Origin of the sequence: Corynebacterium liangguodongii (assembly GCF_003070865.1) — a bacterium.
Lineage (GTDB): Bacteria > Actinomycetota > Actinomycetes > Mycobacteriales > Mycobacteriaceae > Corynebacterium > Corynebacterium liangguodongii.
This window is the reverse complement of sequence record NZ_CP026948.1, coordinates 1,682,469-1,708,931: the sequence shown is the minus strand read 5'-3', so window position 1 is coordinate 1,708,931 and position 26,463 is coordinate 1,682,469. Positions and strand designations below refer to the sequence as shown.

The window sequence follows — 26,463 nt, the reverse complement described above, 5'->3', positions numbered from 1 at the left end:
GACGGCGCGCTAGAAGGTTCCTCCGCGGCTGGTCATGTCGCCCCCGCCGCCTCCGGAGAAGCCTCCTCCGCCCCCGCCGAAACCGCCTCCTCCAAAGCCGCCGCCCCCGCCGGAGAGAAGGGAGCCCCAGATGACCGCGGTGGCGATGTCACCGGCCACCGACTGGTTGCGGCGCTGGTTGTACTCGCGGACGTCGCTATCGGCCGCCGCTGCCGCGCGCCGTGCGGTCTCGGTGGCGGTGCGGGCGAAATCGATCGCACCGCGGGTGTCCGAGGTCGCGCGGCTGCGCGCCTCGTTGAACTGCCTCTTCGCCTCCGCGAGCAGGGTGCGCGGCTGCGAGCTGATGATCCGCCCGCGCGAATTGATGAGGTCCTCGGCTGACTGGATCTGTGTCGCGGCGACCTGGAGTTGCTGGTTGAGCACGGTCAACGCCCTCTCCTGGGTGGCGGCGGCGCCGCGGGCGCGGTCGATTTCGGCGTCGATACGCGAATCGAGGTCTGCGAGATCTGTATACACCGCCAGCGGGTCGCGCTCCGCGCGGTCCGCGACCGCGTTGAGCGTGCTCCGCGCCTCGGCGGAGATGGCGTCGAGGGCGGCGATGTCGACCTGCGCGCCCTTCTCCCGCGCGGTCTTGAGAGAGTCGATCTCGCGCAGCTCACCTTCGATCTCCTCGATGAGGGACGGAAGGTTCGCCTGCGCGTCGCGGAGGTTCGCCTCGGCGTGCTCGATGGAGGAGAGGTTCGTATCGGAAACCTCGACGGCGTGGGAGGCCGCGGCGATGAGGTCGACCAACGCGCCCTGGCGCCCCGCGGGCTGCGCCGCAACCTCGCGCGCCTGGTCGAGGATGCGCTCGGCCTCGTCAAGGGCGTCGGCGGCCACCTCGATGTTCTGTGAGATCGACGAGAGCATCTCGGAGGAGTAGCGAGAGCGCAGGTCTGCGAGGGTACCGGCGGCCGGCTCGATGCGGGCGCGCGCATCGACGGTGCGCTGGACGATCTTCGTGATCTCCTCGTCGGCGCGCATCAGGGTCCCGCGCATCTCGTTGAACTCCTTCGAGCGCGCGGCGAGCGCGGCGTTGGCCTGACCCGCCGAGGAGATGATGTCGACGAGCATGGCGCGCTTTTCCGGCTCGGTCTCGGGGATGGCGTCGTATAGCCTCTGGTGCGTCGCAAACGCGCGCTGCAGCGTCGTGGACGCGGTGTTCATCGCCGAGGTGAACGGGCGCACGCGCTCCGCGCCGAACTCCGCGGTGGCGAGCTCGAGTTCTTCCTTGCCACGGCGGATGGACTCGTCGGAGTTGACGAGGGCCTCGCGGGCGAGCTCCTCGAGGGTCGGCGTGGGCAGCCTGCCCAGCGAGTCGGTGTCCGTCGGTTCGAGCGCGCGGGCGGATTCGAGCTGCTGTTGGGTGGTCTTCTTCGTGCTGCGTCGCGACGCCGCCCAGATCCCGCCGCCGGCCACGGCCGCGACGCCCAGGCCCCCGGCGACCCAGGCGGCGCCCCCAGTGCCACCCGTGGCGGCGTCAAGCGCCGCGAGCGCCGCCCCAGCGTAATTGCTCTGCGTGAGTTGCTGGTAAGCGGCCTTGTCCATGGCGTCGATCTCGCTAGAGGGCCACGCCTCGCCGCCGACGAGAGCATAGGAGCGCTCGGCGGGGGAGATCGCGAGCACCGCGGTGTTCGAGCCGTTCGCGCGCACTGCCGCCTCGGCCCACTGCTGAGGGGTCTGCTGCCCAAAGGAACTTAAGAACACGATGCGCACAGAACGCGATTTCTGCTCGGAGACCTTCCGCGTGGCCGCCTCGATGTCGGACTTCTCGCCGGGCGAGAGCACCCCGGCCTCGTCCGTAACGGGCTCGGTGAGGCGCCCCGGTGTCATCTGCGCGTGCACGGTTTCGGTCAGCGCTTCGGCCGCGGGCGCGGCGGCGGCGCCCACGCCGGCGGCCAGAATGGGGGCGGCGAGGAGGATACGGAGGTGGCGCGGTTTCATGCGTCCTAGACTAGCCGTTTCGCGCGGTGCCCTACACTGTTGCCGTGTACGCATATACCGACCTCGATCTTGAGCGACGCGCACCCGAGGGGCCGAAGGGGTCCCAGCTGGTCAGCGCGGCGGAGACCCGAGACAGCTTTGCCCGCGACCGCGCCCGCGTGCTCCACTCGGCTGCTTTGCGGCGCCTCGCCGATAAAACCCAGGTCGTCGGCCCCCGCGATGGCGATACCCCGCGCACCAGGCTCACCCACTCCCTCGAGGTCGCCCAGATCGCCCGCAGCCTGGGCGCGGGCCTGGGGCTCAACCCGGATTTGTGCGACATGGCGGGGCTCACCCACGACATCGGGCACCCGCCCTACGGGCACAACGGCGAAGTCGCGCTCAACGAGCTCGCCGCCTCCGCGGGCGGCTTCGAGGGCAATGCTCAGACCCTGCGCATTCTCACCCGCCTCGAGCCGAAGGTGCTCGTCGGCGGTGAATCCTTCGGCCTCAACCTCACCCGCGCCGCGCTCGACGCCGCCTGCAAGTACCCGCGTACGCGCCTGCGTGACGACGCCTCCATCAACCGCAAGTACTCCGCCTACGACTGCGATCGGCACATTTTGGAGTGGTTGCGCCAGGGCCACGCCGACGAGCGCCCGCCGATCGAGGCCCAGGTCATGGACACATCCGACGACATCGCCTACTCGGTCCACGACGTCGAAGACGGCATCGTCTCCGGCCGTATCACCCTGCGCGTGCTGTGGGACTTCGTCGAGCTCGCCGCGCTCGCGGACAAGGGCGCCCGCGCGTTCGGCGGCACCGCCGACGAGCTTATCGACGCCGCCGACCGCCTCCGCGCTCTGCCCGCCATCGCCGCCGCCGCCGATTTCGACCACTCGCTGTCGTCTCTGGTGCGTTTGAAGCAGCTCACCTCGGAGCTCGTCGGCCGCTACGTCGGCGCGGTGACAGCGGCCACCCGGTCGTTCGAGGGCAACTCACCTGAGGCGCTGCGTTGCGAGGCCAACCCCGCCGGCGCGCTCGGCCGCCAGTTCGGCACCCTCGTGATCCCCCCAGATGCCGAGGCGGAGGTGCGCCTGCTCAAAACCGTTGCCGTGCTCTACGTCATGGACATGCCCACCCATCTCAAGCGTCAGGACCGCCAGCGCGACCGCATCTACCGAGTCCACGACTACCTCACCGCCGGCGCACCGGGCAGCCTAGACCAGATGTTTCGGCAGTGGTGGGTGGAGGCGTCGTCCGAGTGCGAGCGCTCCCGCGTGATCATCGACCAGATCGCATCCCTTACCGAGTCACGCCTCGAACACGTGGCCAAAGAGGCTGCGAAGTTCATGGTGTGAGTTTTTATGCCTATGGGCTCCCTAGAGGGGAAGGCCGTGGGCGGTGCCCGGTTTTCAACGAGCCGGAGGATCGTGTGGATGACCCGGTCCTCCTCCCGCACGATCTCCAGTGGGGAGAACCTGGCAAAGACAAACCCCATGTTGGTCAGGGCGTCTTGTCGGTGTTTTCCCCACAAACCTCCCGGTGAGGGAGAATGCGTGTTCCATGTCGGAGCGTAGGACCCCGGCTTGGGAGAGTGCCCAGTCGGCCAAGACTAGCCCTTCGCGCAGGCCGTGGCGGGCTGCGATATTAAAGCTGGTGCGGAGTGGGGTGGTGCATCGTGCCCCGAAGGCGGAGGTGATTTCGTCGTGGCGCAGGGTGGTGCGCCTGAATGTTATTCCTGCAGATGGTGGTGGCGCCGCCCGGGAGGGCAGCGCGAATTCGATGGGTTTGTGGAACGTGGCAATTCATGGTCCATCCGCCGAGTAGCCTGGCGGCGGATGTGCCGATGAGGACAGCTTTGCGCGCGCTGAGCCCCGCTGCCAGAACCCCTTAGTCGCTGCCGTTGCGAATGGCATCCCGTCTGACCAGTGCCGCTGCGTATGTGAATTCCCCCCCATGGGCGCACTGCTGCACACTTTGGTTCCAGGCGTCGAAAAGCGGCGGCGAGTGTGCGGATAACCCGCCCGAAACCGGCCTGAGGGCCGATTTCTGTGGATAACTTTAGTGTTCGGGGATCTCGCAGAAGCTCTCGTAGTGGTCTGCCGTGAAGTACCATTCGTCGACCTCCCCGTCGGCGCCGCCGCCGGTGACGATGCGCCGCTCGCCGCGGTGGCCGAGGCCCGGAGTGGGCACAGTGTATTCGCGGTAGTAATCGGAGGGTTCTTCGGGCAGGAGGCCTTCGTAGTTGCCGAAGTGCGTGTCGTCTTCGCCCGGCTCGGGGAACGGGCCGCCTTTCTCAACCAAGTCGATGGTGTCGTAGGCCTGCGGGGGGAGGTCGCCGGGCGCGCAGAGGGGCACCCCTGTCGGCCCGCCTTCGGCGACGCTGCGTACGCCAAACATTCCTAGCGATACCCCAACGAGCCCGATGAGCAGTACTCCGAGGTATCGGTTGTTGAGCCCTCCGTTGTCACCCATGTGCTTCATTATTTCGCATCAGAGCCCATCGCGCTCCTCCTCGGCGGGTTCTAGAGCGCGCGCCGACCCGCTACGATGGCCTTCATGGCGAAGGGCAGGATTCCGGAGAGCGATATCGAGGCGATCCGCGAGCGCGCGCACATCGAGGACATCGTCGGCGAATACGTCCAGCTCAAGCCCGCAGGCCACGATTCTCTCAAGGGTCTAAGCCCGTTTAAGGACGAAAAGACCCCGTCCTTCCACGTCCGCCCGGCGCGGGGGTATTACCACTGCTTCTCCACCGGCAAGGGCGGCGATGTCTTCTCCTTCCTCATGGAAATGGAGCAGCTGACCTTCCCGGAAGCGGTGGAGGCCGTCGCCGAGCAGATCGGCTACCACATCAACTACCAGGGCGGCACGACGGGGGCGCGCGACGTCAAGCCCGGCACCCGTGCGCGGCTCATCGCGGCGAACAAGGCGGCGCACGAGTTCTACCGCGAGCAGCTGGAGACCCCGCAGGCCCAGGTTGCCCGCGAGTTTCTCTTAAACCGCGGTTTCGATCAGGACACGATTTACACCTTCGAGTGCGGCTTCGCCCCCGACGGCTGGGATACGTTGACCAAGCACCTTTTGCGCAAGGGGTTTGACGTCCAGGAGCTGCAGGACGCGGGTATCTCGAGCATGGGCAAGCGGGGGCCGATTGATAAGTTCCGGCGCCGGCTGATCTGGCCGATCAAGGACGTCGCGGGCAACGTCATTGGCTTCGGCGCGCGCAAGCTTTTCGACGACGACCCGATGGGCAAGTACATGAACACCCAAGACACGATGCTCTACCACAAGTCGAAGGTGCTCTTCGGGCTGGATCTGGCGAAAAAGCACATCGCGCAGGGCCACCAGGCGGTGGTGGTGGAGGGCTATACCGACGTCATGGCCATGCACGCGGCCGGGGTGAAAACGGCGGTGGCGGCGTGCGGCACCGCCTTTGGCAAGGAGCACATGGCGATCATTCGCCGGCTCATGTTGGACGATAATTTTTTCCGCGGCGAGCTGATTTATACCTTCGACGGCGACGAGGCCGGCCAGAAGGCGGCGATGCGGGCGTTCGAGGGGGATCAGGCTTTTACGGGCCAGAGCTTTGTCGCGGTCGCGCCTGAGGGGATGGACCCGTGCGATCTGCGCCTGGCTAAGGGTGATGCGGCGGTGCGCGATCTGGTGGCCAGCCGGGTGCCCATGTACGAGTTCGTCCTCGAGTCGCTGCTCGCGCACTATTCGTTGGATACGGCGGAGGGCAGGCTGCAAGCTTTGCGACGCACAGTCCCCGTCGTCGCCGATATCTCCGACCCTGTCCTGCAAACGGAGTACGCCCGCAAGCTCGCCGATTTAGCGGATTGGAAGTACCCGGACGAGGTCATCGCGCAGGTCAGGGAGGAGGCGAGGCGCCCGAAGCAGCAGCGGCGGTCGCAGCGCGTGGAGGAGCCGGAGGCCCCCGCCGCGAACGTCCTGCCGAGCTCGGACGACCCTGTGCTGTGGCCGCAGCGCGAGGCGTTGAAGATCGCGCTGCAGTACCCGGGCCTGGCGGGGGATTACTTCGACGGTATCAACCCGGATGCGTTTACGAACCCTGCGTACCGGCAGGTGCGCGACGCGATGACGAAGGCGGGCGGCGCGGCCGCAGCGAGCGAGGGGCCGCGCTGGATCGCCGCGGTGGCCGGGGAGATGCTCGATGTGGCCGGGCGCAACGCGGTCTCTCAGCTCGCGGTGGAAAACATCAACATCCGCCCCGAGGATCTCGAACAATACGCAGATTCGGTGCTCTCTCGTCTGCAGGAGGCGCGGGTGGGCGACCAGATCGCCCAGCTCAAGGCACAGCTGCGGCGCATGCGCCCCTCCGATGACGAGGAGACGTACAACGCGATGTTCTACGATTTGGTGGCGCTTGAGACGGCGCGCCGGGAGCTCAACGACCGCGCGTTCCGTGGCCGCTAGCCGCGGGTGAGCGCGAGCTCGACGCAGTCGACCGGGGCGGCGGGATCCCAGGCGTCCCGGGCGGCGGTGAGCGCGTCGAGGTAGCCGGGGTAGTCCTCGGCGGAGACGCCGAGAGAGCGCGCGGCGGTATCGCTCAGCAGCTGCGGCTTGGTATCCTCGCCGGTCTGCGGCCCGGCGAGGAAGTAGACGAGCGCGGAGGCGAATCGGGCGGGCAGGCCGGTGGCGTGCACGGTGTCGTACTGGGCGGCCGGGTCTTTGCCCTCGAGGGTGCGCAGTGCGCGGAAGAGCTCGGAGGCGCGGGCCTTGTTGCGCAAGAACTGTTGGAGGGAGAGCTGGGTCTGTGGGGACTGGCCCGCGGCGTAGGCGAAGGCGGCGCCGATGAAGTCGATCAGGGCGTTGCGCTCGAGGCCGGATTCGACGGCGTCGGCGGCGAAGGCGAAGACCTCGCCGCGGGTGATGGTGGCGGTGGGGTCGTCGCGAAACGGGGGAACGTGGCTTAGGTGGTGGGGCCAGCCGGATTTCCAGCGGCGCGGGGAGAAGGTGGAGGAATCCGCCAGGACGCCCTCGGGCGTGGGGTTGACCTGGGTGAGTATGGAGGTGGTATCGCTCATGCGCTCCATTGTTGCAGACACTTAAGATAGGCAAGCATGACTGTCCTCGTTCTCGATCCCCGCTGGCCCGACATGATCCCGCTCGATGTGGTGGGCAAGATCCGGGGGAAGGTCGAATACACCAGCGAGGTGCCGGTGCGGGTGCGCTGGGCGCTCGAGGCCGGCCCCGGGGAGGGGGAGTGGCTGGTGACGACGGATGAGGGTGATGGGGACGTCGTGAAGCGAGTGCGCGCTGGCGAGGACGTGATTGTTGCCTCCAGCCTCGCCGACCCGATGTTCCAGGCGGCCGAGACGATGCGGCGGGCGCGAGCGCGCGGCGAGTGGGAGCGCGCGATGACGCACGAGTCGCTGCTGCCGTACCTTACGGAGGAGGCAGGCGAGTTTGCTGAGGCAGTGCGGTCGGGGGCGGGCTCGAGGGAGCTTAAGCGCGAGCTTAGCGACGTCTTCTTGCAGGTGCTCTTCCACGCCGAAATCGCCACTGATTTCGACCTCGCGGACGTCGCCGCCGCCTTTGTGGACAAGATGCGCTCCCGCGCTCCCTACCTTTTCGACGGCACAACCGGCCTTGTCGCCAAAGACGAGCAAGACCGGTTGTGGGCCGAGGGGAAGGCGCGGGAGGGCTAGAGCGCGGGCAGGAGGTTGCGCAGCTCCGGCAGGCCCGCCTGGGAGGAGAGCTGGGAGGCAAAGTCGATTGCCTGGCCGAGAGGCGTGACGGGGTCGGGCTTGACCACGTTGCACTCGAGCGCGCGGTCGCCGATGGTGTTGATGGTCGGCGCGGCGACGAGGCGCAGGGAGGCCTCATCGCCCACGGCCTTGTTCAGGCTGGCCACGAGCTCGCCGCGGGTGGTCTCCGGGCCAACGAGGCCGGTGGCGGTGAGCCCTGTGAACACGGCGCCGCAGTCGGCGGTGGCGATGCCGCCATTGAGCACGCGGGCGAGCTCCAGCACGTTGGTCTGAGCGTGAGCGAGGCCGGGGGATAGCAGCGCGGCGGCAGCGATGGCGCCGGCCGCGAGGGTCGAGTAGATACGGTGCATGGGGCAGGTTCCTTCGGTGAGTGGATAGGGTCCTGCCTCAGCGTAGCCGTTACACGTGTTGCCAGTGTGACTTATGGGGTAAAAATTATACTCGCTCGAGTGCCAGCGACTGGCCCTGGCCCACGCCAACGCAAAGCGTTGCCAAGCCGCGCGAGGCCCCCTCCGCCTCCATCCTGCTCAGGAGCGTCACCGTGATGCGGCAACCGGAGGAACCCAGCGGGTGGCCGAGCGCGATGGCCCCGCCCCACGCGTTGACGCGCTCCTGGTCGAGCCCGAGGTCGCCGATGACGCCGAGGGACTGGGAGGCGAAGGCCTCGTTGAGCTCGATGGCCTCGAAGTCCTCGATCCCCCAACCAATCCGGTCCATAAGTTTGCGGGTCGCTGGCACCGGGCCAAGCCCCATCACGTGCGGGGGCACGCCCGCAGCAGCTGATCCCACGACGCGGGCGCGGGCTTTCAACCCGTACTTTTCCACTGCTGCTTCGGAACAGACGATGATCGCGGAGGCGCCGTCGTTGAGCGATGAGGAGTTCCCGGCGGTGACTACGGTGCCGCCCTTGACCACGGGGCGCAGCTTTGCCAGTACCTCGGGCGTGGTGCCGGGCCTGATGCCCTCGTCGCGGGTGACCACGATGTCGTCGCCCTTGCGCTGCGGCACGGTTATCGGGATGATCTCGGCGTCGAACCGGCCCTCCTCCGTCGCGCGCGCCGCGCGGGTCTGGGACTGCACGGCAAACGCATCGGCGTCCTCGCGCGAGATGTTCTTCACGCGGGCGACCTCCTCTGCGGTCTCCGGCATGGAGTAGGTCATCTTGTCCTGCGCGGCAAACGTCGGGTTGACAAAGCGCCAGCCAATCGAGGTGTCGAAGATCTCGCCGGGGCCGGCAAAGGCCTTCTTCGGCTTCTCCATCACCCAGGGAGCGCGCGACATCGACTCGACGCCGCCGGCGACGACGATGTCGGCTTCGCCAGCCTTGACCAGAGCGGTCGCTTGGGAGATTGCGGTCATCCCGGAGGCGCACAGGCGGTTGACGGTGAAACCGGGAATGCAATCCGGGTAGCCGGCCAGCAACCACGCCATGCGCGCGACATTGCGGTTTTCCTCACCCGCGCCGTTAGCGTTGCCGAAAACGACCTCGTCGACGGCCTCGGGCGGCACGCCGGCCTGCTCGACGACGGACTTGATTGCGGTGGCCGCGAGGTCATCGGGGCGGATGCTCGAGAGCGCGCCGCCGTACTTGCCCACCGGGGTGCGCAGCCCGGAGACGAGGAATGCTTCGTTCGTCATTGCTGAGTCCTTTCTCGGTGCTTACTTAGCGGCCTTGTCGCGGCGCGCCTTCGGATTGGTAAACGCGGAGATGCCGGTGATCTCGCGGCCCACGATGAGCGCCTGGACGGAGTCGGTGCCCTCGTAGGTGGAGACGACCTCCATATCCGTGACGTGGCGGGCGACGTGGTTTTCCAGCAGCAGGCCATTGCCACCCATCATGTCGCGCGCCTCGCGGCAGATTGCAAGCGCCTTTCGTGCGGTCGTCATCTTGATCAGCGAGGACATCGGCCCGGTGAATGTGCCTGCTTCCTGCAGCTCGGACATGCGCAGCGCAAGCAGCTGGAGCTGGACGACGTCGGAGAGCATTGTGGCCAACTTCTCTTGCACGAGCTGGAAGCCGGCGATGGGGGAGCCGAACTGCTCGCGCTGCAGCGCGTAGGCGCGGGCGATTTCGTAGCCGGCCATCGCGTGGCCGACGGCCTCCCAAGATGCGCCACCGCGGGTTGCGGCGAGGACTTTGTTGACGTCTTTGAAGGAGTTGCAGTTCTGCAGCCGGTTTGACTCTGGGATGCGCATGTCGGTGATGGTGATATCGCCCTGCAAAATGGCGCGCTTGCCGATCTTTCCGGTGATTACCTCGGGGTTGTAGCCCGCCGGGTAGGACCCGTCGGTCTTCTCCACGACGAACGCTTTGACCTGGCCGTCGGCCTCGTCGCGCGCGTAGATGACGATGACGTCGCCGGCGTGGCCGTTGCCGATCCAGCGCTTGTGGCCGTTGAGCACCCACTCTTCGCCCTCGCGGCGCGCCGAGGTCTCCAGCGAGACGGAGTCGGAACCGTGGTTTGGCTCGGTGAGCCCGAACGCACCGGTCTTTTCCAGCTTCGCCAGGGCGGGGAGCCAGCGATTGCGCTGATCGTCGTCGCCGAGGATGTAGATCGAGCCCATGCACAGGTTTGAGTGGACTCCGAGGAACGTGTTGATGGAGCCGTCGATGCGCCCCATTTCACGGGCGACGATTCCGGCCTGCCGGCGGGTCAACCCCGGGCAGCCATAGCCCTCGATGAAGGTGCCAATGATGCCCAGTTCCGCGAGCTTGGGCAGGATCTCGTAGGGAAACTCTGCGCGCTCCCAATAGTCGTTAATGACGGGAAGCACGACCTCTTCGCCGAAGGCGCGGACCTTATCTCGCAGGGCGATGTCTTCTTCTGTGAACTGTTCGTCGAGTAGGAGGAAGTCGGTGCGCTCTAGCCCGGTGGTGGTGTACGTGCTCATTTTAGGAGTCCTTTCGGGGGTTGGTTTCGCGGATCCACTGCTTTACAGCGTGTGCGTCGGCATCGAGCTCCGGTGCGGGTTTCCGCATCAGTGCGGGGGTGGCGCTGAGCGTGATGGGGTTGGCAACAGTGGGATAGTCACCCGGCTGGCCGGAGTCCCACACCGGGTCCAAGCCGAGCTTTGTGGCATAGTCCACCCCGCCTCCGACGGTGAGGATCGGGGCGCAGCACACACCGGCAGCACCGAGGGTGTCGAACCATTCGGAGACGGTATGGGCGGCGAGCTGCTGTTCGATCGTGGTGCGGAGGGGATCGCGGTTTGCGTTGCGACGCTCCATCGTTGCATAGCGATCTTCCTCCGCGACCTCCGTTGCCCCAATCGCGTCCATGAACACGCGGAACTGGTTGTCGTTGCCGCAGCAGACGACGATGTTGCCGTCCGCAGCTTTGAACGGCCCGTAGGGGAAGAGGCTGGGGTGGTCGTTGCCCATGCGCATCGGCTCGTGTCCGCCGGCGGTATAGGCTGCAGACTGGTTCGCCATAGCGGAGAGCGCAGAGGAGAGCAGGTTGACCTCCACGCTCTGGCCGGTGCCTGAGATCCCGCGCTCGTAGAGTGCGGCGAGGACGCCCACGGCGGCGTGGAGGCCTGTAAAGACGTCGAAAAGCGCGAAGCCTGCTCGCTGCGGGTGACCCTCGGCTTCGCCGGTGACGTGCATGAACCCGCTGAGAGCCTGGGCGAGAAGGTCGTATCCTGGCAACTTCTCGCCCCCCTTCTTGCCAAAGCCCGTGATTGAAGCATGGATGAGATCGGGCCAACGCTTGGCTGTTTGCGAGGCATCGAGACCGAATTTTTTCAATCCGCCGGGCTTGAAGTTCTCCACAAGGACGTCGGCGCGGTCGATCAGTGCGTAGGCGGTCTCGAGATCTTCTTCCTTGGACAGGTCCAGGGCGATCGAGTGCTTGTTACGGTTGATGGAGAGGAAATAGGTGCTTTTGCCATCGACGGCCGGCGGCTTCCACTGGCGGGTGTCGTCACCCTTGGGGGATTCGATCTTAATTACTGTTGCGCCAAGGTCAGCTAAGAACATCGTGCAGTACGGGCCAGCGAGGACCCGAGAGAGGTCGACGACGACGATGCCGCTCAACGGCCCCCTGGTGCCGTCGGTATCGGTGGTGATTGGGGGATGGGACATGACACCTTCCTTAGAAAAATAGTGGCATATATCATACAAACACATGGTATTTGTGCAGTCCAATACTTAATGAGGGGAAGATTTATTTCCGGCGGGTAATAATGTCCGTATGATTGACGTGTGAGGAGGGGAGACAACGATGGAAGTGGCAGAAGCACGGGCGTTTTTGGTCCTGGCGGAGGAGCTACACTTCGGGCGGGCCGCAGACCGCCTCAACATGGCTCAACCGCCCCTGAGCAGGACGATCCGGCAACTCGAGCGCCGGCTCAAGGTGCAGCTGTTTGACCGCAGCACCCGCCGGGTCGAGCTCACTGCCGCGGGCGCGGCGCTGATCGAACCGGCGAAACGGCTTGTTGAGGCCTCCGACTCGGCGGTGCGCACAGCCCGGGACGTCGCCTCCGGGGCCACCGGGGTGGTGCGGCTCGGCTTCGCCAGTGCCTCGGTGCGGGGAGCGGTCTCCGGGTTGGTCCGCGCCGTGAGCGCGAAATACCCCGGAGTCTCGCTCGATCTCCACTCCGCGTTGCTCTCCGCCCAAGGGCTCGAGAAAGTGCGAACCGGGGAGATCGACTGCATGATCGGGCGGTGGACCTCACTTCCAGTGGAGATCTCCGCAACCAATCTCTTCCGCGAGGAGATCGTAGCCGTCGTGCCGGAGTCCCACCCCCTGGCGCGGGAGCACCGCGAGGCGATCCGGGTTGCCGACCTCGCTGGGGAGGAGTGGGTGGTGCTGCGCGGCGGGCCTGGTGCCGCGTTGCAATCCAGGGTCTCCGTGCTGGCACGCCGGGCGGGTTTTAGCCCCACAGTGCGCTCTAGCGCACCGGATTCCTGGACGCAGCTTGTTCTCGTCGCGTCTGGGCTCGGTGTCGCGCTCACCCTTGATAGCGTGCGCGATAACACCAACAGGTCTCAACTCCATTACATGCGGCTGCTTGACGATGACCGCTTTATCGACGTCCAGCTGGCATGGAAGAAGGATAACAACAACCCCGCATTTGCGAACCTGCTCGCCTGCGCCGAAGAGCTGTTCCCGCCCGGGGAGAATTAATGCCCAATGGGTAACAATCGTGCGATTATGGACGCACCGGGGGCAGGTAAACCTAGGCTGAAAGGTCACCGGGGGTGAGGAAACACACACCCGGGTCCTTCCTTGCAAAGGCCAAGGAGAACGACGAAACGATGGGAGAGTACATGGTAGAAGCGACTGTGATACGAAACGACCAGGACGGTGTGGCGACGCTTACGGTCAACCGCCCAGACAAGATGAACGCGGCGAACCGCGAGGTTTTGGCCGCGCTCAACTCGCACCTCGACGACATCGAGGATGATGAGAGCGTCGATGTCATTATTATTACCGGGGCAGGGGAGAAGGCTTTCGTCGCCGGTGCGGACATCAACGAACTTGCCGCCCGCCAGGCGCTCGACGGGCTCGAGGCCTACATGCAGCGCACCTACAGCAGGCTCGCCGCCTTTGCGAAGCCGACCATCGCCGCCATCAACGGCTACGCCCTCGGCGGCGGCTGCGAGCTCGCGCTCGCCTGCGATATCCGCGTCGCCTCCGACAACGCGGTCTTCGGCCTGCCGGAGACCGGCCTGGGCATCATGCCCGCCGCCGGCGGCACCCAGCGCCTTGTCACCTTGGCGGGGCGCGGGCTGGCGCTGGACATGATCATCACCGGCCGCCGCATCAGCGCCGAGGAGGCCAAGCAGGCCGGCCTGGTGACGTACCTGACGGATCAAGAAACCTTGATCGCGCAGGCCGAGAAGGTTGCGGAGCGTATCCGCCGCAAGGGGCCGACCGCGGTCAACCTCGCCCGCAAGGTCGTCGCCGCCGGCGCCAAGGTCGACGAGGAGACGGGGCTGTTTATTGAGCGCCTCGCCCAGTCCGTGCTCTACGCCACCGCGGAGAAGAAGGAGGGCACCAGCGCGTTTTTGGACAAGCGCCACCCCGACTTCGGCTCCGTGCGCGGCCAGCACTAGCTTCTATCCCCAAAAAACACGACACCCGATTCAGGAGGAATTATGAAGGATATTGAGAAGGTCACAGTTATCGGCTCCGGCACCATGGGCCGCCAGATCGGCATCGTCGCCGCGCTCGCAGGCTTTACGACGTCTATTGTTGACATCTCGGAAGACGCCCTGAGCGCCGCGAAGGACGAGCTGCACCGGCGCATGGATCGTGACGTCGAAAAGGGTCGCCGCACCCGTGAGGACGTCGATGCCGCGTTCGCGCGCCTGTCCTTGACCACGAACCAGGCCGAGGCGGTGGCCGATACCGACATCGTCATTGAGGCTGCCGTCGAGGACATCGACATCAAGCGCAAGGTCTTCGCGCAGCTCGACGAGCAGTCCCCGAAGCACGCCATCTTGGCGACGAACTCCTCCAACATCGTCTCCTCCCGCCTCGCCGATGCCACCTCGCGGCCGGAGAAGGTCTGTAACATGCATTTCTTCAACCCGGTACTCGTTATGAAGGCGTGCGAGGTGGTCGGAAGCGACCAGACTAGCCAGGAAACACTCGAGGCCGTAGAAAACCTCGCCGTCGCCATGGGCAAGGACGTCATCCGCGTGCGCAAGGAGATCCCGGGCTTCGTAGCCAACCGCCTCCTCGCAGCGATCCGCACCGAGGCGCTAAAGCTCTATCAAGACGGCTACGCATCCTTCGAAGACATCGACACCGCCGCGCGTTCTGCGCTGCGCCACCCGATGGGGCCCTTCGAGCTGATGGATTTGGTCGGTATCGACGTGGCCTACCTCATCCGCAAGGCCGAGTATGACCAGACCGGTGAGGAAGACTCCCTGCCGTCGCCGGTATTGGAGAAGATGTACAACTCCGGCAACTACGGCAAGAAGACCGGTCAGGGCTGGTACGTCTACGACGAGCAAGGCAACAAGGTTCGCCCGAGCGACGTCTAGGGATCGGCCCTGTCAGCGCGCCGAATTGCGTTGCTGGCAAGCCCTTCCATGAGTCAAGGCCCCCACCACAGGGCATGTGCCTGTGGTAGGGGCCTTCTTACTCGGTGTGGCCTAGGCGATCTCGATGCCGGCTAGCTCGTCCTGGGAGCGCCAGTCCTTCACCAAGTCGAAGAACGCTTTCTTACCCTTCGGGTAGCCGATCGATCGCTTCTGCTCGAGGCCGATCTCTTTGCCTTCGTTGTTGTAGTAGCCCGGTGTGCACTCCGGGTCGTCGGCAACCTCACCTTCAGTCTCGATCATGTGTACCCATTCCTCTTCAGCCTTCTGAGAAGCCTCGAAGGTGGTCTTCCCTGCGTCGAGGGTGTGATCGACCACGGCGCGCAGCGCGCGCGATCCCTCGGCGTAGTTTTGGGAGACGTTCGAGGTGAGGAACGCCGCCTGCACCGATTGTTGGAAAAACAGGTTCGGGAAATCGCGGGAGAAGTAACCCATGTAGGAGAGCATTCCGTCTTTCCACTTGTCGCGCAGCACCACCCCGTTGCGGCCCACGATGTCGAAGAACGCGTCTTTTGAAGCGTTACGGTTGTAGTGGAAGCCGGTGGAGTAAATGATGACGTCTACCGGGTATTCTTCGCCCAGAACCTCCACGCCGTTTTCGGTGATACGACCCACACCTTGTCCGTCTGTATCGACAAGCTCGACGTTATCTCGGTTGAACGTCTCGAGGTATTCGTCGTGGAAGCCGGGGCGCTTGCACCAGCGGCGGTACCACGCCTTGAGCCCGTCAGCTGTCTTCTTGTCGGCGATCTCCTCGTCAGTCCTATCGCGGATGCGCTGTTGCATCTCATCGTCCCATTCGATGGTTGCGGCCTTGATTTTCTCTGGGGTGAGCTCGCCTTCGATGGAACGGATCTTTTCCATAAAGGAGATGCCGATGTTGGTCCAGCCGTCATCGAGCAGGTCCACGGTGCCTTCCGGCGGAAAGTTGCCCACCTTGTACTCTTCGACGAGGTCGAGGAAGTTGTCGTAGATGATCTGCTGCCAGCCCTCCTGCTGGGTGAGTTCATCCCACCAGTCGTACGTGATAGGCCCGTTGTCTCGTACGTCGACAGCGGTCGGGGTGCGCTGAATGACCAGTAGTTTCTTCGCGGTCTTAGCCAGCTCGGGGACGATCTGGATGGCGGTGGCGCCCGTGCCAATGATGGCCACCGTCTTATCGTGAAGCTTGTCTAGCGGAGCACCTTCCGGGTTTCCGCCGGTGACTGAATAGTCCCAGCGTGCGGTGTGGAACCAGTCGCCCTTGAAGTCTTTCATACCTTCGAAGGAGGGGAGGCGGGGGACGTTGAGTGCACCGAGGCCGAGGCTCACGAACTGGGAGGTAAATTCGTCGCCGCGGTTGGTGGTGATGCGCCAGCGCTTGGCGGCTTCGTCCCACCGCAGGTCAGTGACGCGGGTGTGGAAGTAGGCGTCTTTGTACAGGTCGAAGTGGCGGCCGATGCGCTGTGCGTGAGCGAAGATCTCCGGGCCGTGGGCGTATTTCTCGGTCGGCTTGTAGCCCGTTTCGTCGAGAAGCGGCATGTAGACCACCGAGGCGGTGTCGCACATGACGCCGGGGTAGCGGTTCCAGTACCATACGCCGCCGAAGTCACCGGCCTGGTCGAGAATACGGATCTTGCGGTGAGATTTGCGCAGCTCCGCGGCGGACATCAGCCCCGCCCAACCAGCGCCGATGATAGTAACCTCGACGTCGTCGTTCAGCGGCTCGCGCGGCTCGACGGCCTTGTAGGGGTCCTGCGCGTCAGGGTCGATAACCTTTTCGAGGCGGACGTAATCCTCTTCCTTCGAGCCGCGCGCGGCTTTGCGCTTGTCGCGTTCCGCAGCGTACTTGCGCTGTAGTTCTTCAGAGCGAACGGTCTCAGACATGGGTGAATTCTCCTTGTGTAGGGATAGATAAAAGGGTAGTACTTTTTAGCGCTGGCCTTGCCAGGCCGTGAACGTGTCTTTGTCCAGGTCTGCTTCAATATGCAGGCCGTTGGCGTCGAACACGCCGGTCGTTGTCGTGTCGCCGGAGTTATAGGGGCTCCAACCGGGATCGAAGGTCTTGATGAAAGATACCCATGCCCCGTGAGCCGCCTTTGAGACTGCGGCGGGAAGTCCCTCGCCGAGGATGCGCTTGCCTGACTCGGTCGCAACTGTGTTGAATACGAAGGGTAGTTCGACGGTGTGGAAAGAACCGAGTGCACCGCCGAACTTCTCGGAGCGCCAGGTGAACTTATACCGGTAAGTCGGGGAGTCGTACCCTGCGCGCCCTTCGAGGAAAGCGTGCAGCGGGAGCTGGAACTTCCACATGTCAACAAAGGTTGTCAGGCTCTCCCCCGCGTGTGGATTATCCGGGCTGGTGGAGAGCTCGACAACTTTGTCCGGGTTGGCCGCTCCGCTGGCAACAACAGCAGCGTGCAATATTTCCTCCGTTGCCGAGGTGTAGCGGCCCAGCCCGGCGACGAAGAGCGTTCCTTCGTCCTGGTTTGTGCCAATGAGGACGGGCACATCGAGGGCTTCTCCGGCGGCGAGCGCATCGAGTGGGTGACGCGGCAAGACATCACCGTCCACGCTGGGTTGCCACGTCATGCTGTTGGCAGCGAGGTCAGCGTAGCGCGCGGTGTCCGCCGACGCGCCGAGCTCGGCTTCGACGGAGGCGGAGGCTGCGAGTACCTCTTCTTCCGAGAGTTCGCCAAGCGCCGCGGCCGTGGGCTCTTTGCCGACAACTTCGGCGAAGCGCTCGCCTGCAGCGAGCGCAGCTTTCTGGCTCACGACGTTGTGGGTGGCGCCTGATTCCATGATCGCAGCGTGGAAGAGCCCCTTCGCCTGCGGAGAGGACAGGAGTGCGCCGATGCTCATGGCGCCGGCTGACTCGCCGCCGACAACGACGTGGTCGGGGTTGCCGCCGAACGCGGCGATATTGTCGCGCACCCAGGTAAGTGCGGCGATCTGGTCGCGCAGCATGTTGTTCGAGGTGCCGTCGGCGAGCTGGATGCCGCCTTCGGCGCCGAGGCGGTAGTTCAAAGTAACGGTAACGATGCCGTTGGCGGCAAAGGAGGTTCCGCTAATCGTCTCGCCTGCGCCGGAGCCGTTGCGGTAGGCGCCGCCGTGGATGTAGACGTAAACCGGCGCGCACCCCGCGGTGTCGGGGGTCCAGATATTGAGGTTGAGGCTATTTTCGCCTTCGATGATGGGGTTGTCCATCAGCGCGAGGGCGGCATCGGGGTACTGTTTTTGCGCCGCGGTAGGCCCGTAGGCGGTGGCGTGGAACTCGGCGGGGAGTGTGGCGGGGGTGGGTGCCAAAAAGCGGCGTGTGCCGACCGGGGCCTGGGCATACGGGATGCCGTAGAAGGCGTTGACCGTGGTGCCGAAGGCTTCGACCTCGGTGCCGTGGATCGTCGCGCCCGCAACGTGGATCGTAGTCACTAATTACCTTTCTTCTCGACGCCCGCGCCCAGCCCGCGGTGGGGGAGGGTGCGGGGCGTTTGGTGAGAGCCTATGGGAACCATAGCGCGGCTTGTGAGCCAAGTCTCATACTTTCGGGCCACGGGTTGGATTCATGATAAAATCGATAGGATTTTTGCGCGAAAGTACTTAACCATCTGCCGACGCCTCGGGTGCTCAAGCCGGGGCGAGGCTTGCTACCATGTGCGCCCATGACTAATCACCGGTACGACCCCGGCCGCCCCGGCACCATCGCCGCCGGCTGCGGGTGCGCCGGCGTGGTCATGGTCGTCACCGCTATCGTGCTCATCATCGCGCTGACCGGGTGGATCTTCTCTCTCGCGACCTCCGCCGGGCCGCCGACGACCCGTCAGCCCGTGCCTGCGGACGTCCCGCCTGCAGCGGCCCAGGGCCCGCCGCTTATCGACGTCCACGGGCCGGGTCGCACTGCTGACGGGCTCATCGAGTGGTCTTCCCTGATCGCCGAGCGCACCGCTGTGGACCCGCAAGCCGTTCGTGCTTACGCCAACGCCGCCCTCATTGCCCGGGACGCCTGGCCGGGATGCCACCTCCAGTGGAACACGCTCGCCGGCATCGGCTGGGTGGAAACCCGCCACGGCACCTACACCGGGCACGTCTTCGACGGGACCCGCCTCGATCCGGACGGGTTTGCGAAGCCGCCGATCATCGGCCCTCCCCTCGACGGGAGCGGTAGCTTTGCTGAAATCCGCGATACCGACGGCGGCGCGCTCGATGGCGATACCACCTTTGACCGGGCCGTCGGGCCGATGCAGTTCATCCCCGGGACGTGGGCCCAGCTCGGGCGGGACGCCAACGGCGACGGGGAGGCTAACCCGCAGCAGATTGATGATGCCGCGCTGGCCGCGGCGAACCTCCTGTGCTCCCACGGGCGGGACCTGGCAACCCCGGAGGGGTGGCGCGACGCGGTCTTTAGCTACAACAACTCCAACGACTACGTGGTCAAGGTCCGCGACGCCGCCGCCAACTACGCCCTGAATCAACCCGCCCACCGCTAGGGCGCCCGCGGCGCGGGAAACTCTGGAACAATTGGGGGTGTAACCGTGCCCACGCACCAAGGAGTAGTAATGGCTGACATCATCCACGCATTCGCCCGCGAGATTCTCGATTCCCGCGGCAACCCGACGGTCGAGGCGGAGGTCTTCCTCGACGACGGCGCGCACGGCATCGCCGGCGTGCCCTCTGGCGCGTCCACCGGCGTCCACGAGGCCCACGAGCTACGCGACGAGGACGAGCGCTACGGCGGCAAGGGCGTTGCCAAGGCCGTCGAGAACGTCAACGAGGAGATCGCGGATGCGATCGCCGGCATCGAGGCCGACGACCAGCGCCTCATCGACCTCACGATGATCGAGCTCGACGGCACCGACAACAAGTCCCGCCTCGGCGCCAACGCGATCCTGGGCGTGTCCATCGCCGTGGCCAAGGCGGCCGCCGAGTCCGCCGGCCTGCCGCTCTACCGCTACATCGGCGGCCCGAACGCCCACATCCTTCCCGTGCCGATGATGAACATCTTGAACGGCGGCGCCCACGCCGACTCGGGCGTCGACGTGCAGGAGTTCATGATCGCCCCGATCGGCGCCGAGTCCTTCCACGAGGCCCTGCGCATGGGCGCGGAGGTCTACCACGCGCTCAAGTCCGTGCTCAAGGCCAAGAACCTCTCCACCGGGCTTGGTGATGAAGGCGGCTTCGCCCCGTCCGTCGATTCCACCGCGGCGGCGCTCGACCTCATCGTCGAGGCCGTGGAGAAGTCCGGCTACACCCTCGGCGAGGACATCGCGCTCGCGCTCGACGTCGCCTCCTCCGAGTTCTTCGCCGACGGCGTGTACAACTTCGAGGGCGGAAAGCACTCGGCGGCCGAGATGATTAAGGTCTATGCCGATCTCGTAGAGCGCTACCCGATCGTCTCTATCGAGGACCCGCTCGACGAGGACGACTGGGAAGGCTGGAGCCAGATCACCGCGGAGCTGGGGGAGAAGGTCCAGCTCGTCGGCGACGACTTCTTCGTCACCAACCCGAAGCGCCTTGCCGAGGGCATTGAGAAGAAGGCCGCCAACGCGCTTCTGGTGAAGGTTAACCAGATCGGTACCCTCACCGAGACCTTCGACGCGGTCGATCTCGCCCACCGCAACGGCTACCGCACGATGATGTCCCACCGCTCCGGCGAGACCGAGGACACCACGATTGCGGATCTCGCCGTCGCGCTCGGCTGCGGCCAGATCAAGACCGGTGCGCCCGCGCGCTCCGAGCGCGTGGCCAAGTACAACCAGCTCATCCGCATTGAGCAGGAGCTTGGCGACGCCGCCGTCTACGCCGGCCGCTCCGCCTTCCCGCGCTTTAAGTAAGCGCTAGAGCCCCGGGCGGTGCCCGCCGGCACGGTCGTCGCCCGGGGCCCAGTGACATCAGTGACACCGCGTCCGGTTGCGACCTGGGAAACGTGACATCGGGGGCGCGCTGTATGTCACCGATGTCATCGGTCGAGGGCGGGCAGAATGGGCCGCGGCTAAGCCACCCGCACGCGGCAGCGGCTACACTAAGCAATCACTATGAGCACACCCGCCACACCGCCGGGCAAACCGGAGAGCACGCCGCGCCGCCCGAGGGCGACGACTGTTCCCGTGGCCTCGCGCGAGCGCGAGAAGGCTGAGCGCAACCGCTCGCAGCAGAAAGCGGCGAAGCGGCAAGCCTCGCCGCAGGAGCTCACGAGCACGGTGATACTCATCCTGGTGATCCTCGCGGTGCTCCTTGCCATTGCCGTGCCGCTACGCAACTACTACGAAGGGCGTAGCGAGATCGCGCGGCTCAACGACTCGATCGCGGCCCTCGAGCAGCGCAAGTCTGACCTCGAGGGGGACATTGCCAAGTATCAGGACCCCGAATACATCAAGCAGGAGGCACGTAGGCGCCTCGGAGTGCTCGAACCGGGGGAGACGGCGTGGCGCATCATTGATCCGCGGATGACTCAGGGCGAGGGCATCACCACCCAGGCGGCGCCGGATGAGCGCTCGTGGGTGCAGGTGATGTGGGATAGCCTGCGCGAGGTGCCGGGCGAGGAGCGAGCCCCGGAATAGGGCCGCTCGGCGAGGAGAGAGCCAGGGGAGGGGTCTCATGGTGGGGCCGTCTGCTGGCACGAGGCAGCGCGCGGGCGGCTGGCCGGTATCCCCTCGGCAGAGCAGGCATCCTCGGGCTTGGTTTTTAGTGGCGGTGCCAGGCGCTAAAGGCCGTTCCTGCCAGCACCGCGTCGGCCCCGGCGAGCTGCTTGACCAGCGCCAATCGCTCGGAGTCTCCCGCGGCGACGCCGCTGACGATGTCGCTTTCGCCCAGTGAGGTTGCGGAGGCGAACGGGGTGGGCACCGGGTCGCCGATGTGGTGCGGCCCTGTGGCGGATGGGCGGATGTCGAAGTCAAAGATCTCCGTGGGCAGGTAGAGGGTAGCGCAGGCGTTGGGGTAGTCGACGACGGCCGAGAAGTGCGCCTCGATGGGTGCTGCGCCGAGGATGAGGAACGCCTGCTCCTTCGTGTAGCCGAAGACGGTGAGGTAATCGATGCAGTGCTTCACCGCGTTCTGGTAGGCCAGTGTGGCATCGAGGTGGCGCTGCTCGCCCTCGTTGGTGATGGAGAGCCCGGTGAAGGTGAGCCAGTCGGAGTACTGCGGCCCGGGATTGCCGGGGACGAAGATCGGAGCTCCGCTGGACTTATAGGTGTTCATCCCGTCGGGGATGATGTCGACGGAAAACTCCACGTACCCGCCCATCTCGATGGCGCCGCACAGTGTGATCTCACCGTCCCCCTGTGCGAAGTGGAGGTCTCCGAAGCTGAAGTTGGCTCCTTCGACGAATACCGGGAAGAAGATGCGGCTGCCTGCGGTGAGATTTTTGATGTCCATGTTCCCGCCGTTTTCGCGGGGCGGGACGGTCACCGCGGCCTCTCGCGAGATGCGCGGGTAGTCGGCTTCGGGTACCGACCCGAGCGTGGCTCCCTTCGGCTGCGGGGGGACGGCGAGGGGAGGAAACCTGTGGGGGTCGCTGGCCACGAGCTGGGATTCGCGCTTGTTCCAGCGAGCGAGCATCGCCGGGCTCGGGGCCGTGCCCATCACACCGGGGTGGCACATGGAGGAAAACGACACTCCCGGGAGGTGCCGAGAGGTGGCCTTGCCCCCTGAGAAGTCCCAGATCGCCTTGTAGGCGTCGGGAAAGTATTCGGAGAGGAATCCGCCGCCGTGCTTCGCTGCGAAGATGCCTGTGTAGCCCCAGCCTTCGCCAGCAAGTTCGCCGGGGGAGTCGGATTCGCTGAGGGGGCCGACGTCGATAAGATCGACAACGAGCAGGTCACCGGGCTTCGCGCCTTCGATGCGGAATGGGCCGGAGAGTTGGTGTGGCTTTTCAAAGGGGACTGTGAGGATGTCGTGAGCGTTGTCGTCGTTCTTGATGTAGCCGTCGAACCATTCGCGTGATTCGGCGTAGACGGTTTCTCCGGGTTTGACGTTGATGATCGGGGGGATCTCCGGGTGCCACCGGTTGTGCCCGACGACGTCTTGCTGATCGAAGGGGCGGGAGGAATCGAGGGTATAGGTGTGGTCTGCCATGTCTATACCGTAGCGGAGCTCACATTCACATACCTATTAAATATTAGAAAAAGGGTGCGCTGGCGTGCCATTTTCCACACACCGCGGCCCGGGTAACATCTCCAACCATGACCCCCACCGAGAAAGACCTCGAAACGGTCGCCCAGCAGCTCGGCCGCGCGCCTCGCGGCGTGCTCGAGATCTCCTACCGCACGCCCGACGGCCAGCCTGCGGTGGTGAAGACGGCGCCCAAGCTTGACGACGGCACACCCTTCCCCACCCTCTATTACCTCACAGACCCGAGACTCACCGCGGAGGCGAGCAGGCTCGAGGTCGCCCAGGTGATGAAGTGGATGGAGCAGCGCCTCGCCGCCGACGAGGAGCTGGCGGCGGACTACAAGGCTGCCCACGAGCACTACCTGGCGCAGCGCAACGCCATCGAAGACCTCGGCACCCAGTTCTCGGGTGGCGGGATGCCGGACCGGGTGAAGTGCCTGCACGTGCTCATCGCCTACGCGCTGGCGGAGGGGCCCGGCCGGGTCCGCTTCGGCACCGAGGCGGTGGCGTTGGCCGCCGAGCACGCGGGCCTGCGCGGCTCGGCGGTTCCGGCGCAGTGGCCCACGCTGGCGGACCTCGGGATCACGCTGGAGCAGGCGGGGGAGGGGTTGGTGTGACGCGAACCGTCGCCGCCGTGGATTGCGGTACTAATTCGATTCGCCTGCTCATCGTCCGGGAGGGCAACGATGGCACGCGCGCCGAGATCGCTCGGCGTAATGAGATCGTGAGGCTTGGGCAGGGCGTCGATAAGAATGGGATGCTCAGCCCCGAAGCGATTGAGCGCACCCGCGCCGCGCTCGCGGCCTACGTCGAGGAGATGCGCGCGAGCGGTGTCGAGCGCGTGCGCATGGTTGCCACCTCGGCGACCCGCGATGCGGCAAACCGGGAGGATTTCTTCTCCATGACGGCGCAGCTCTTGGGCCAGATTGAGCCGGGGGCGAGAGCCGAGGTGATCTCCGGCGAGGAGGAGGCGGCGCTCTCGTACGCCGGCGCGACGGCGGATATCGACCCTGCCCGCGGGCCGTTTTGCGTGATCGACCTCGGCGGGGGATCCACGGAGTTTGTCACCGATGCCGCCGCGATCTCCACCCAGATGGGGTGCGTGCGGCTCACGGAGCGATTCCTCCGCTCGGATCCTCCCGCGCGCGAGGAAGACGCCGCCGCGCGCGCCTACGTACGCGGCTTGCTTGGCAGCGCCCACGAGGCTATTGACTTCGCGCGCCCCCGCACCCTCGTGGGGTGCGCGGGGACGTTTACCACGCTCTCGGCGCTGGTGCAGGGGCTCGAGGAGTATGACCCGATGAAGATCCACTGCTCGGAGCTTTCCTTCGCGCAGGTTCGAGAAACCACCGCGCGCCTGCGGGAGCTGACGTCGGAGCAGCGCGCCGCCATCCCCGCGATCAGCGCGGGCCGCGAGGACGTCATCGCCTCGGGCGCGCTTGTTGTCGAGGAGATTATGGAGGCCACCGAGCGGCTGGGCGGGTGCAGCAGTTTCGTCATCAGCGAAAAAGATCTTCTCGACGGCATCGTCACCGCACTGCTCTAGTGCCCAGTCTCGAGCGGTCTCTAGCGCCTAATCCTCGTCGGGCTCGTAGATCTTGTCCTGGGGCTGCGCCGTCTCGGAGTTCTTCCTCCCGCGCATCCGGCGCTTGGACCTGAGGTCTTCTACCTCGCGCATCCGCGGCTCGGGGTCGAGCGTGTTCGCTAGCGCCTTGCGGGTCGAGGTGACCACTTGCCTGGTCACGGGCGAATTGGCGACGGCCCGTGAGGCATCAACAATCTGGTGGTAGCGCTTCCTGCCTGCCTTCGTGCCGAACACGTACCCGGCGGCTGCTCCGACGACGAATTGAATCATGCGCACCATCGTACATAACGAAAAACCCGGCAGAGAACTACCTGCCGGGATAAGTGCTCCTCCAACTGGGCTCGAACCAGTGACCCTTCGATTAACAGTCGAATGCTCTGCCAACTGAGCTATGGAGGAAAGTGTTCGCTGTGCGACGGATAGTTACTTTAGCGCCTGTGCCACTAGGTAACAAATCGCGTGTTCAGGTCCGCAATTGACGCCCCGTGAAGGAGATTAAGGGACGAATGGGGGAGCCGCTATAATCAACGCAGCGATGTACAGCTTGGGGCTATAGCTCAGTCGGTTAGAGCTGCGGACTCATAATCCGTCGGTCGCGGGTTCGAGCCCCGCTGGCCCCACAATGCCCGCGCCGAAGGAGGCGCGGGCTTTTGGCTTTGGGGTTAGGGTGAAAGTCTAGGGGGCGAGGTGCGGTCTTCGTGATTGGTCTCATTGATGCCGGGATGTGGAGTGCACCTTACTAAATGAACTATAGGTGAATAATGGGTTGCGTTCCGTTGTCGTCGTACGTATCGGGTACACGATCGCGCGCCCGCTCATGCTTGCTCTCCGTGTAAAAAACAACCCCTAACGTTCGGGGATACCTTATATACAGGCGTAGAAGATACCTCCCCCGAAACGAAGCCTGGTCACCTGGTAACGGGTGCCGCAGGTTAACGCCGCGTTTATCTACTTTTGGGTCCTGACAAAGGGCTTGGAACGCCATATGCTTTCACTGATCCGTAAGCAAGAGCAATCAGCCTGCGGCCCAGGATATTAACCAGTTGCAGAGCGTAAAGCCCGGCAGCGTCCGCGTAGACCGACTGCGCGGGCGAGTACGAGGAGGTGCCGGACATGGGAGTGTCGTATACCCAGCTAAGACCTTCATCGTGCCATCGAGGGTGTCATCGGGCTGAGCATAAGGTAGTGGCCCCGCGGCCCGAGATCAGGGTCGAGGTTGCCAGTGCGCTTCGAGCCCCTGCGCGACCCCGTCAAGCGCTCGAGCTCGCTCGACATACCGGATCCGATGGGCAGGCCCCGCGCAGAGTTTGAGGCGATGGCCCGCACGATCGACGCTGCCGTTCCATCGATTGTCGATCTCATCGCCCGTAGCGCCGGCGTCGGAGGGGCGTAGAATGACACGTGACCGCACAGGCCCTTCAGCAGCGTCAGTAGTGTCAGTAGAGTCAGCAGTGGAGGCGGAAGAATGAACCCAGTGGACGATCGAGGCAGCGTTCCCATCGCCGTCACGGTGAACAACTACTATGCACCCGCACCCGCGGTGCCGGAATCTCGCCCCGGCGCGAACGTTGAGGACCCCAGGGGACGGACCCACGCCCAGGTCCAGCGCCGCTCCGCGTGGTCCTGGGCGAGCATCGCGCTCGGAGGGCTTGTGATCTTTGGCACGCTCGTAGCGCCGCAGAGCTTCGCCTACGCCGTCAGTGGCGTCCTTGCCGGGGCGGGCATCCTTCTCCCCGGGGCCTGGTGGCGCTCCTGCGAGAGCAAGGACCGCAAGGCCCTCGAGCAGTGGGAAAAGCGCGCGGAGACGAACGCCGAGCTCAAGGAAATGCTGCGCGGCGGGTACGACGTCGTGGCGTGGGGGATGGGCAGCGACCCGAAGCCAACGCCGATGGACCGCAGGTGGGCGCTCATCGCGGTCGTGGCGGTCGGGCTGTGCATCCTCAGCGGGATCATTTCGCCGATGTAGCTCTCGGGTCGGCACCCAAGCGGGGTGATTGCCATTGTCCATGCGGCCATGGGTATTGGTCATCCCGATCAGCGGG

General features: G+C 65.2%; 24 protein-coding genes and 2 tRNA genes. 14 read left to right on the top strand and 12 right to left on the bottom strand.

Annotated elements, in window-relative coordinates:
• Positions 1 to 9: 9 nt before the first annotated feature.
• On the bottom strand, positions 10 to 1,983 hold the full coding sequence (locus tag C3E79_RS08145) for a TPM domain-containing protein (RefSeq protein ID WP_108404464.1): 1,974 nt from the start codon (positions 1,981 to 1,983) through the stop codon (positions 10 to 12).
• A gap of 44 nt (positions 1,984 to 2,027) precedes the next feature.
• On the opposite strand from C3E79_RS08145, the gene C3E79_RS08140 reads away from it, so the two are divergent.
• On the top strand, positions 2,028 to 3,323 hold the full coding sequence (locus C3E79_RS08140) for a deoxyguanosinetriphosphate triphosphohydrolase (protein ID WP_108405124.1): 1,296 nt from the start codon (positions 2,028 to 2,030) through the stop codon (positions 3,321 to 3,323).
• Positions 3,324 to 4,026: 703 nt separating this feature from the next.
• Here C3E79_RS08140 and C3E79_RS08135 read toward each other — a convergent pair.
• The gene (locus tag C3E79_RS08135) at positions 4,027 to 4,440 is read right to left on the bottom strand and encodes a guanyl-specific ribonuclease (protein WP_235840601.1); all 414 of its coding nucleotides are present in this window, start codon (positions 4,438 to 4,440) and stop codon (positions 4,027 to 4,029) included.
• Between the two features lie 84 nt (positions 4,441 to 4,524).
• On the opposite strand from C3E79_RS08135, the gene dnaG reads away from it, so the two are divergent.
• A complete protein-coding gene (gene dnaG, locus C3E79_RS08130) occupies positions 4,525 to 6,405 on the top strand; it encodes a DNA primase (protein ID WP_108405123.1) in 1,881 nt (626 codons plus the stop codon).
• On the opposite strand, the gene C3E79_RS08125 is transcribed toward dnaG, so the two are convergent.
• Entirely contained in the window at positions 6,402 to 7,016 is a 615-nt protein-coding gene (locus C3E79_RS08125; RefSeq protein WP_108404462.1) for an 8-oxoguanine DNA glycosylase OGG fold protein, read from the bottom strand. The genes dnaG and C3E79_RS08125 overlap by 4 nt on opposite strands.
• Before the next feature lie 36 nt (positions 7,017 to 7,052).
• Here C3E79_RS08125 and C3E79_RS08120 point away from each other — a divergent pair, with 36 nt between their 5' ends.
• Positions 7,053 to 7,640 (top strand): MazG nucleotide pyrophosphohydrolase domain-containing protein, encoded by a 588-nt coding sequence (locus C3E79_RS08120; RefSeq protein WP_108404461.1) that lies wholly within the window; start codon positions 7,053 to 7,055, stop codon positions 7,638 to 7,640.
• On the opposite strand, the gene C3E79_RS08115 is transcribed toward C3E79_RS08120, so the two are convergent.
• The 4 genes from C3E79_RS08115 to C3E79_RS08100 form a co-directional block, all read right to left on the bottom strand.
• Positions 7,637 to 8,050: a hypothetical protein gene (locus C3E79_RS08115; protein WP_108404460.1), complete on the bottom strand. Its 414-nt coding sequence runs from the start codon at positions 8,048 to 8,050 to the stop codon at positions 7,637 to 7,639. The two genes, C3E79_RS08120 and C3E79_RS08115, sit on opposite strands and share 4 nt — an antisense overlap.
• Before the next feature lie 85 nt (positions 8,051 to 8,135).
• On the bottom strand, positions 8,136 to 9,338 hold the full coding sequence (locus C3E79_RS08110; RefSeq protein WP_108404459.1) for an acetyl-CoA C-acyltransferase: 1,203 nt from the start codon (positions 9,336 to 9,338) through the stop codon (positions 8,136 to 8,138).
• Between the two features lie 21 nt (positions 9,339 to 9,359).
• Positions 9,360 to 10,592, bottom strand: a complete 1,233-nt coding sequence (locus tag C3E79_RS08105) for an acyl-CoA dehydrogenase family protein (RefSeq protein ID WP_108404458.1) — start codon at positions 10,590 to 10,592, stop codon at positions 9,360 to 9,362.
• 1 nt (position 10,593) lies between these two features.
• A complete protein-coding gene (locus C3E79_RS08100; RefSeq protein ID WP_108404457.1) occupies positions 10,594 to 11,784 on the bottom strand; it encodes a CaiB/BaiF CoA transferase family protein in 1,191 nt (396 codons plus the stop codon).
• A 139-nt stretch (positions 11,785 to 11,923) separates the two neighbouring features.
• On the opposite strand from C3E79_RS08100, the gene C3E79_RS08095 reads away from it, so the two are divergent.
• The 3 genes from C3E79_RS08095 to C3E79_RS08085 all read left to right on the top strand — a co-directional run bounded on the left by C3E79_RS08095 (position 11,924) and on the right by C3E79_RS08085 (position 14,697).
• Positions 11,924 to 12,829 carry a LysR family transcriptional regulator gene (locus C3E79_RS08095; RefSeq protein ID WP_108404456.1) on the top strand — a complete coding sequence of 302 codons (906 nt, stop codon included), beginning with the start codon at positions 11,924 to 11,926 and terminating at the stop codon, positions 12,827 to 12,829.
• 143 nt (positions 12,830 to 12,972) lie between these two features.
• Positions 12,973 to 13,761 carry an enoyl-CoA hydratase/isomerase family protein gene (locus C3E79_RS08090; protein ID WP_244280430.1) on the top strand — a complete coding sequence of 263 codons (789 nt, stop codon included), beginning with the start codon at positions 12,973 to 12,975 and terminating at the stop codon, positions 13,759 to 13,761.
• 42 nt (positions 13,762 to 13,803) lie between these two features.
• On the top strand, positions 13,804 to 14,697 hold the full coding sequence (locus tag C3E79_RS08085) for a 3-hydroxyacyl-CoA dehydrogenase family protein (protein ID WP_108404454.1): 894 nt from the start codon (positions 13,804 to 13,806) through the stop codon (positions 14,695 to 14,697).
• A gap of 111 nt (positions 14,698 to 14,808) precedes the next feature.
• Here the strand turns inward: C3E79_RS08085 and C3E79_RS08080 are convergent, their stop codons facing one another.
• Complete coding sequence (locus tag C3E79_RS08080) at positions 14,809 to 16,620, bottom strand: flavin-containing monooxygenase (RefSeq protein WP_108404453.1); 1,812 nt, start codon at positions 16,618 to 16,620, stop codon at positions 14,809 to 14,811.
• Between the two features lie 45 nt (positions 16,621 to 16,665).
• Positions 16,666 to 18,162, bottom strand: a complete 1,497-nt coding sequence (locus tag C3E79_RS08075; RefSeq protein WP_108404452.1) for a carboxylesterase/lipase family protein — start codon at positions 18,160 to 18,162, stop codon at positions 16,666 to 16,668.
• A 302-nt stretch (positions 18,163 to 18,464) separates the two neighbouring features.
• Here C3E79_RS08075 and C3E79_RS08070 point away from each other — a divergent pair, with 302 nt between their 5' ends.
• The 3 genes from C3E79_RS08070 (at position 18,465) to C3E79_RS08060 (ending at position 21,287) form a co-directional block, all read left to right on the top strand.
• A complete protein-coding gene (locus tag C3E79_RS08070) occupies positions 18,465 to 19,217 on the top strand; it encodes a lytic transglycosylase domain-containing protein (protein ID WP_108405122.1) in 753 nt (250 codons plus the stop codon).
• A 69-nt stretch (positions 19,218 to 19,286) separates the two neighbouring features.
• Positions 19,287 to 20,561 carry a phosphopyruvate hydratase gene (eno, locus tag C3E79_RS08065; RefSeq protein ID WP_108404451.1) on the top strand — a complete coding sequence of 425 codons (1,275 nt, stop codon included), beginning with the start codon at positions 19,287 to 19,289 and terminating at the stop codon, positions 20,559 to 20,561.
• 201 nt (positions 20,562 to 20,762) lie between these two features.
• Entirely contained in the window at positions 20,763 to 21,287 is a 525-nt protein-coding gene (locus C3E79_RS08060) for a septum formation initiator family protein (protein WP_108404450.1), read from the top strand.
• A 124-nt stretch (positions 21,288 to 21,411) separates the two neighbouring features.
• Here the strand turns inward: C3E79_RS08060 and fmdA are convergent, their stop codons facing one another.
• Positions 21,412 to 22,800 (bottom strand): formamidase, encoded by a 1,389-nt coding sequence (gene fmdA, locus C3E79_RS08055; RefSeq protein WP_108404449.1) that lies wholly within the window; start codon positions 22,798 to 22,800, stop codon positions 21,412 to 21,414.
• A 107-nt stretch (positions 22,801 to 22,907) separates the two neighbouring features.
• Between fmdA and C3E79_RS08050 the strand changes: the two genes are divergently transcribed.
• Together C3E79_RS08050 and C3E79_RS08045 are read left to right on the top strand one after the other, a co-directional pair.
• The gene (locus tag C3E79_RS08050) at positions 22,908 to 23,453 is read left to right on the top strand and encodes a DUF501 domain-containing protein (RefSeq protein ID WP_108404448.1); all 546 of its coding nucleotides are present in this window, start codon (positions 22,908 to 22,910) and stop codon (positions 23,451 to 23,453) included.
• Entirely contained in the window at positions 23,450 to 24,382 is a 933-nt protein-coding gene (locus tag C3E79_RS08045; RefSeq protein WP_108404447.1) for a Ppx/GppA phosphatase family protein, read from the top strand. Before C3E79_RS08050 ends, C3E79_RS08045 begins: the two co-directional genes overlap by 4 nt.
• Before the next feature lie 27 nt (positions 24,383 to 24,409).
• On the opposite strand, the gene C3E79_RS08040 is transcribed toward C3E79_RS08045, so the two are convergent.
• Both C3E79_RS08040 and C3E79_RS08035 read right to left on the bottom strand, forming a co-directional pair.
• Complete coding sequence (locus tag C3E79_RS08040) at positions 24,410 to 24,691, bottom strand: hypothetical protein (RefSeq protein ID WP_146183381.1); 282 nt, start codon at positions 24,689 to 24,691, stop codon at positions 24,410 to 24,412.
• 56 nt (positions 24,692 to 24,747) lie between these two features.
• Positions 24,748 to 24,820 (bottom strand) — tRNA-Asn (locus C3E79_RS08035).
• Between the two features lie 147 nt (positions 24,821 to 24,967).
• Here C3E79_RS08035 and C3E79_RS08030 point away from each other — a divergent pair.
• The 3 genes from C3E79_RS08030 to C3E79_RS08025 all read left to right on the top strand — a co-directional run bounded on the left by C3E79_RS08030 (position 24,968) and on the right by C3E79_RS08025 (position 26,387).
• Positions 24,968 to 25,041, top strand: a tRNA-Ile gene (locus C3E79_RS08030).
• A gap of 602 nt (positions 25,042 to 25,643) precedes the next feature.
• Positions 25,644 to 25,814 (top strand): hypothetical protein, encoded by a 171-nt coding sequence (locus C3E79_RS11400; RefSeq protein ID WP_158268482.1) that lies wholly within the window; start codon positions 25,644 to 25,646, stop codon positions 25,812 to 25,814.
• A gap of 72 nt (positions 25,815 to 25,886) precedes the next feature.
• Positions 25,887 to 26,387 carry a hypothetical protein gene (locus C3E79_RS08025; RefSeq protein WP_159078262.1) on the top strand — a complete coding sequence of 167 codons (501 nt, stop codon included), beginning with the start codon at positions 25,887 to 25,889 and terminating at the stop codon, positions 26,385 to 26,387.
• Positions 26,388 to 26,463: the final 76 nt, after the last annotated feature.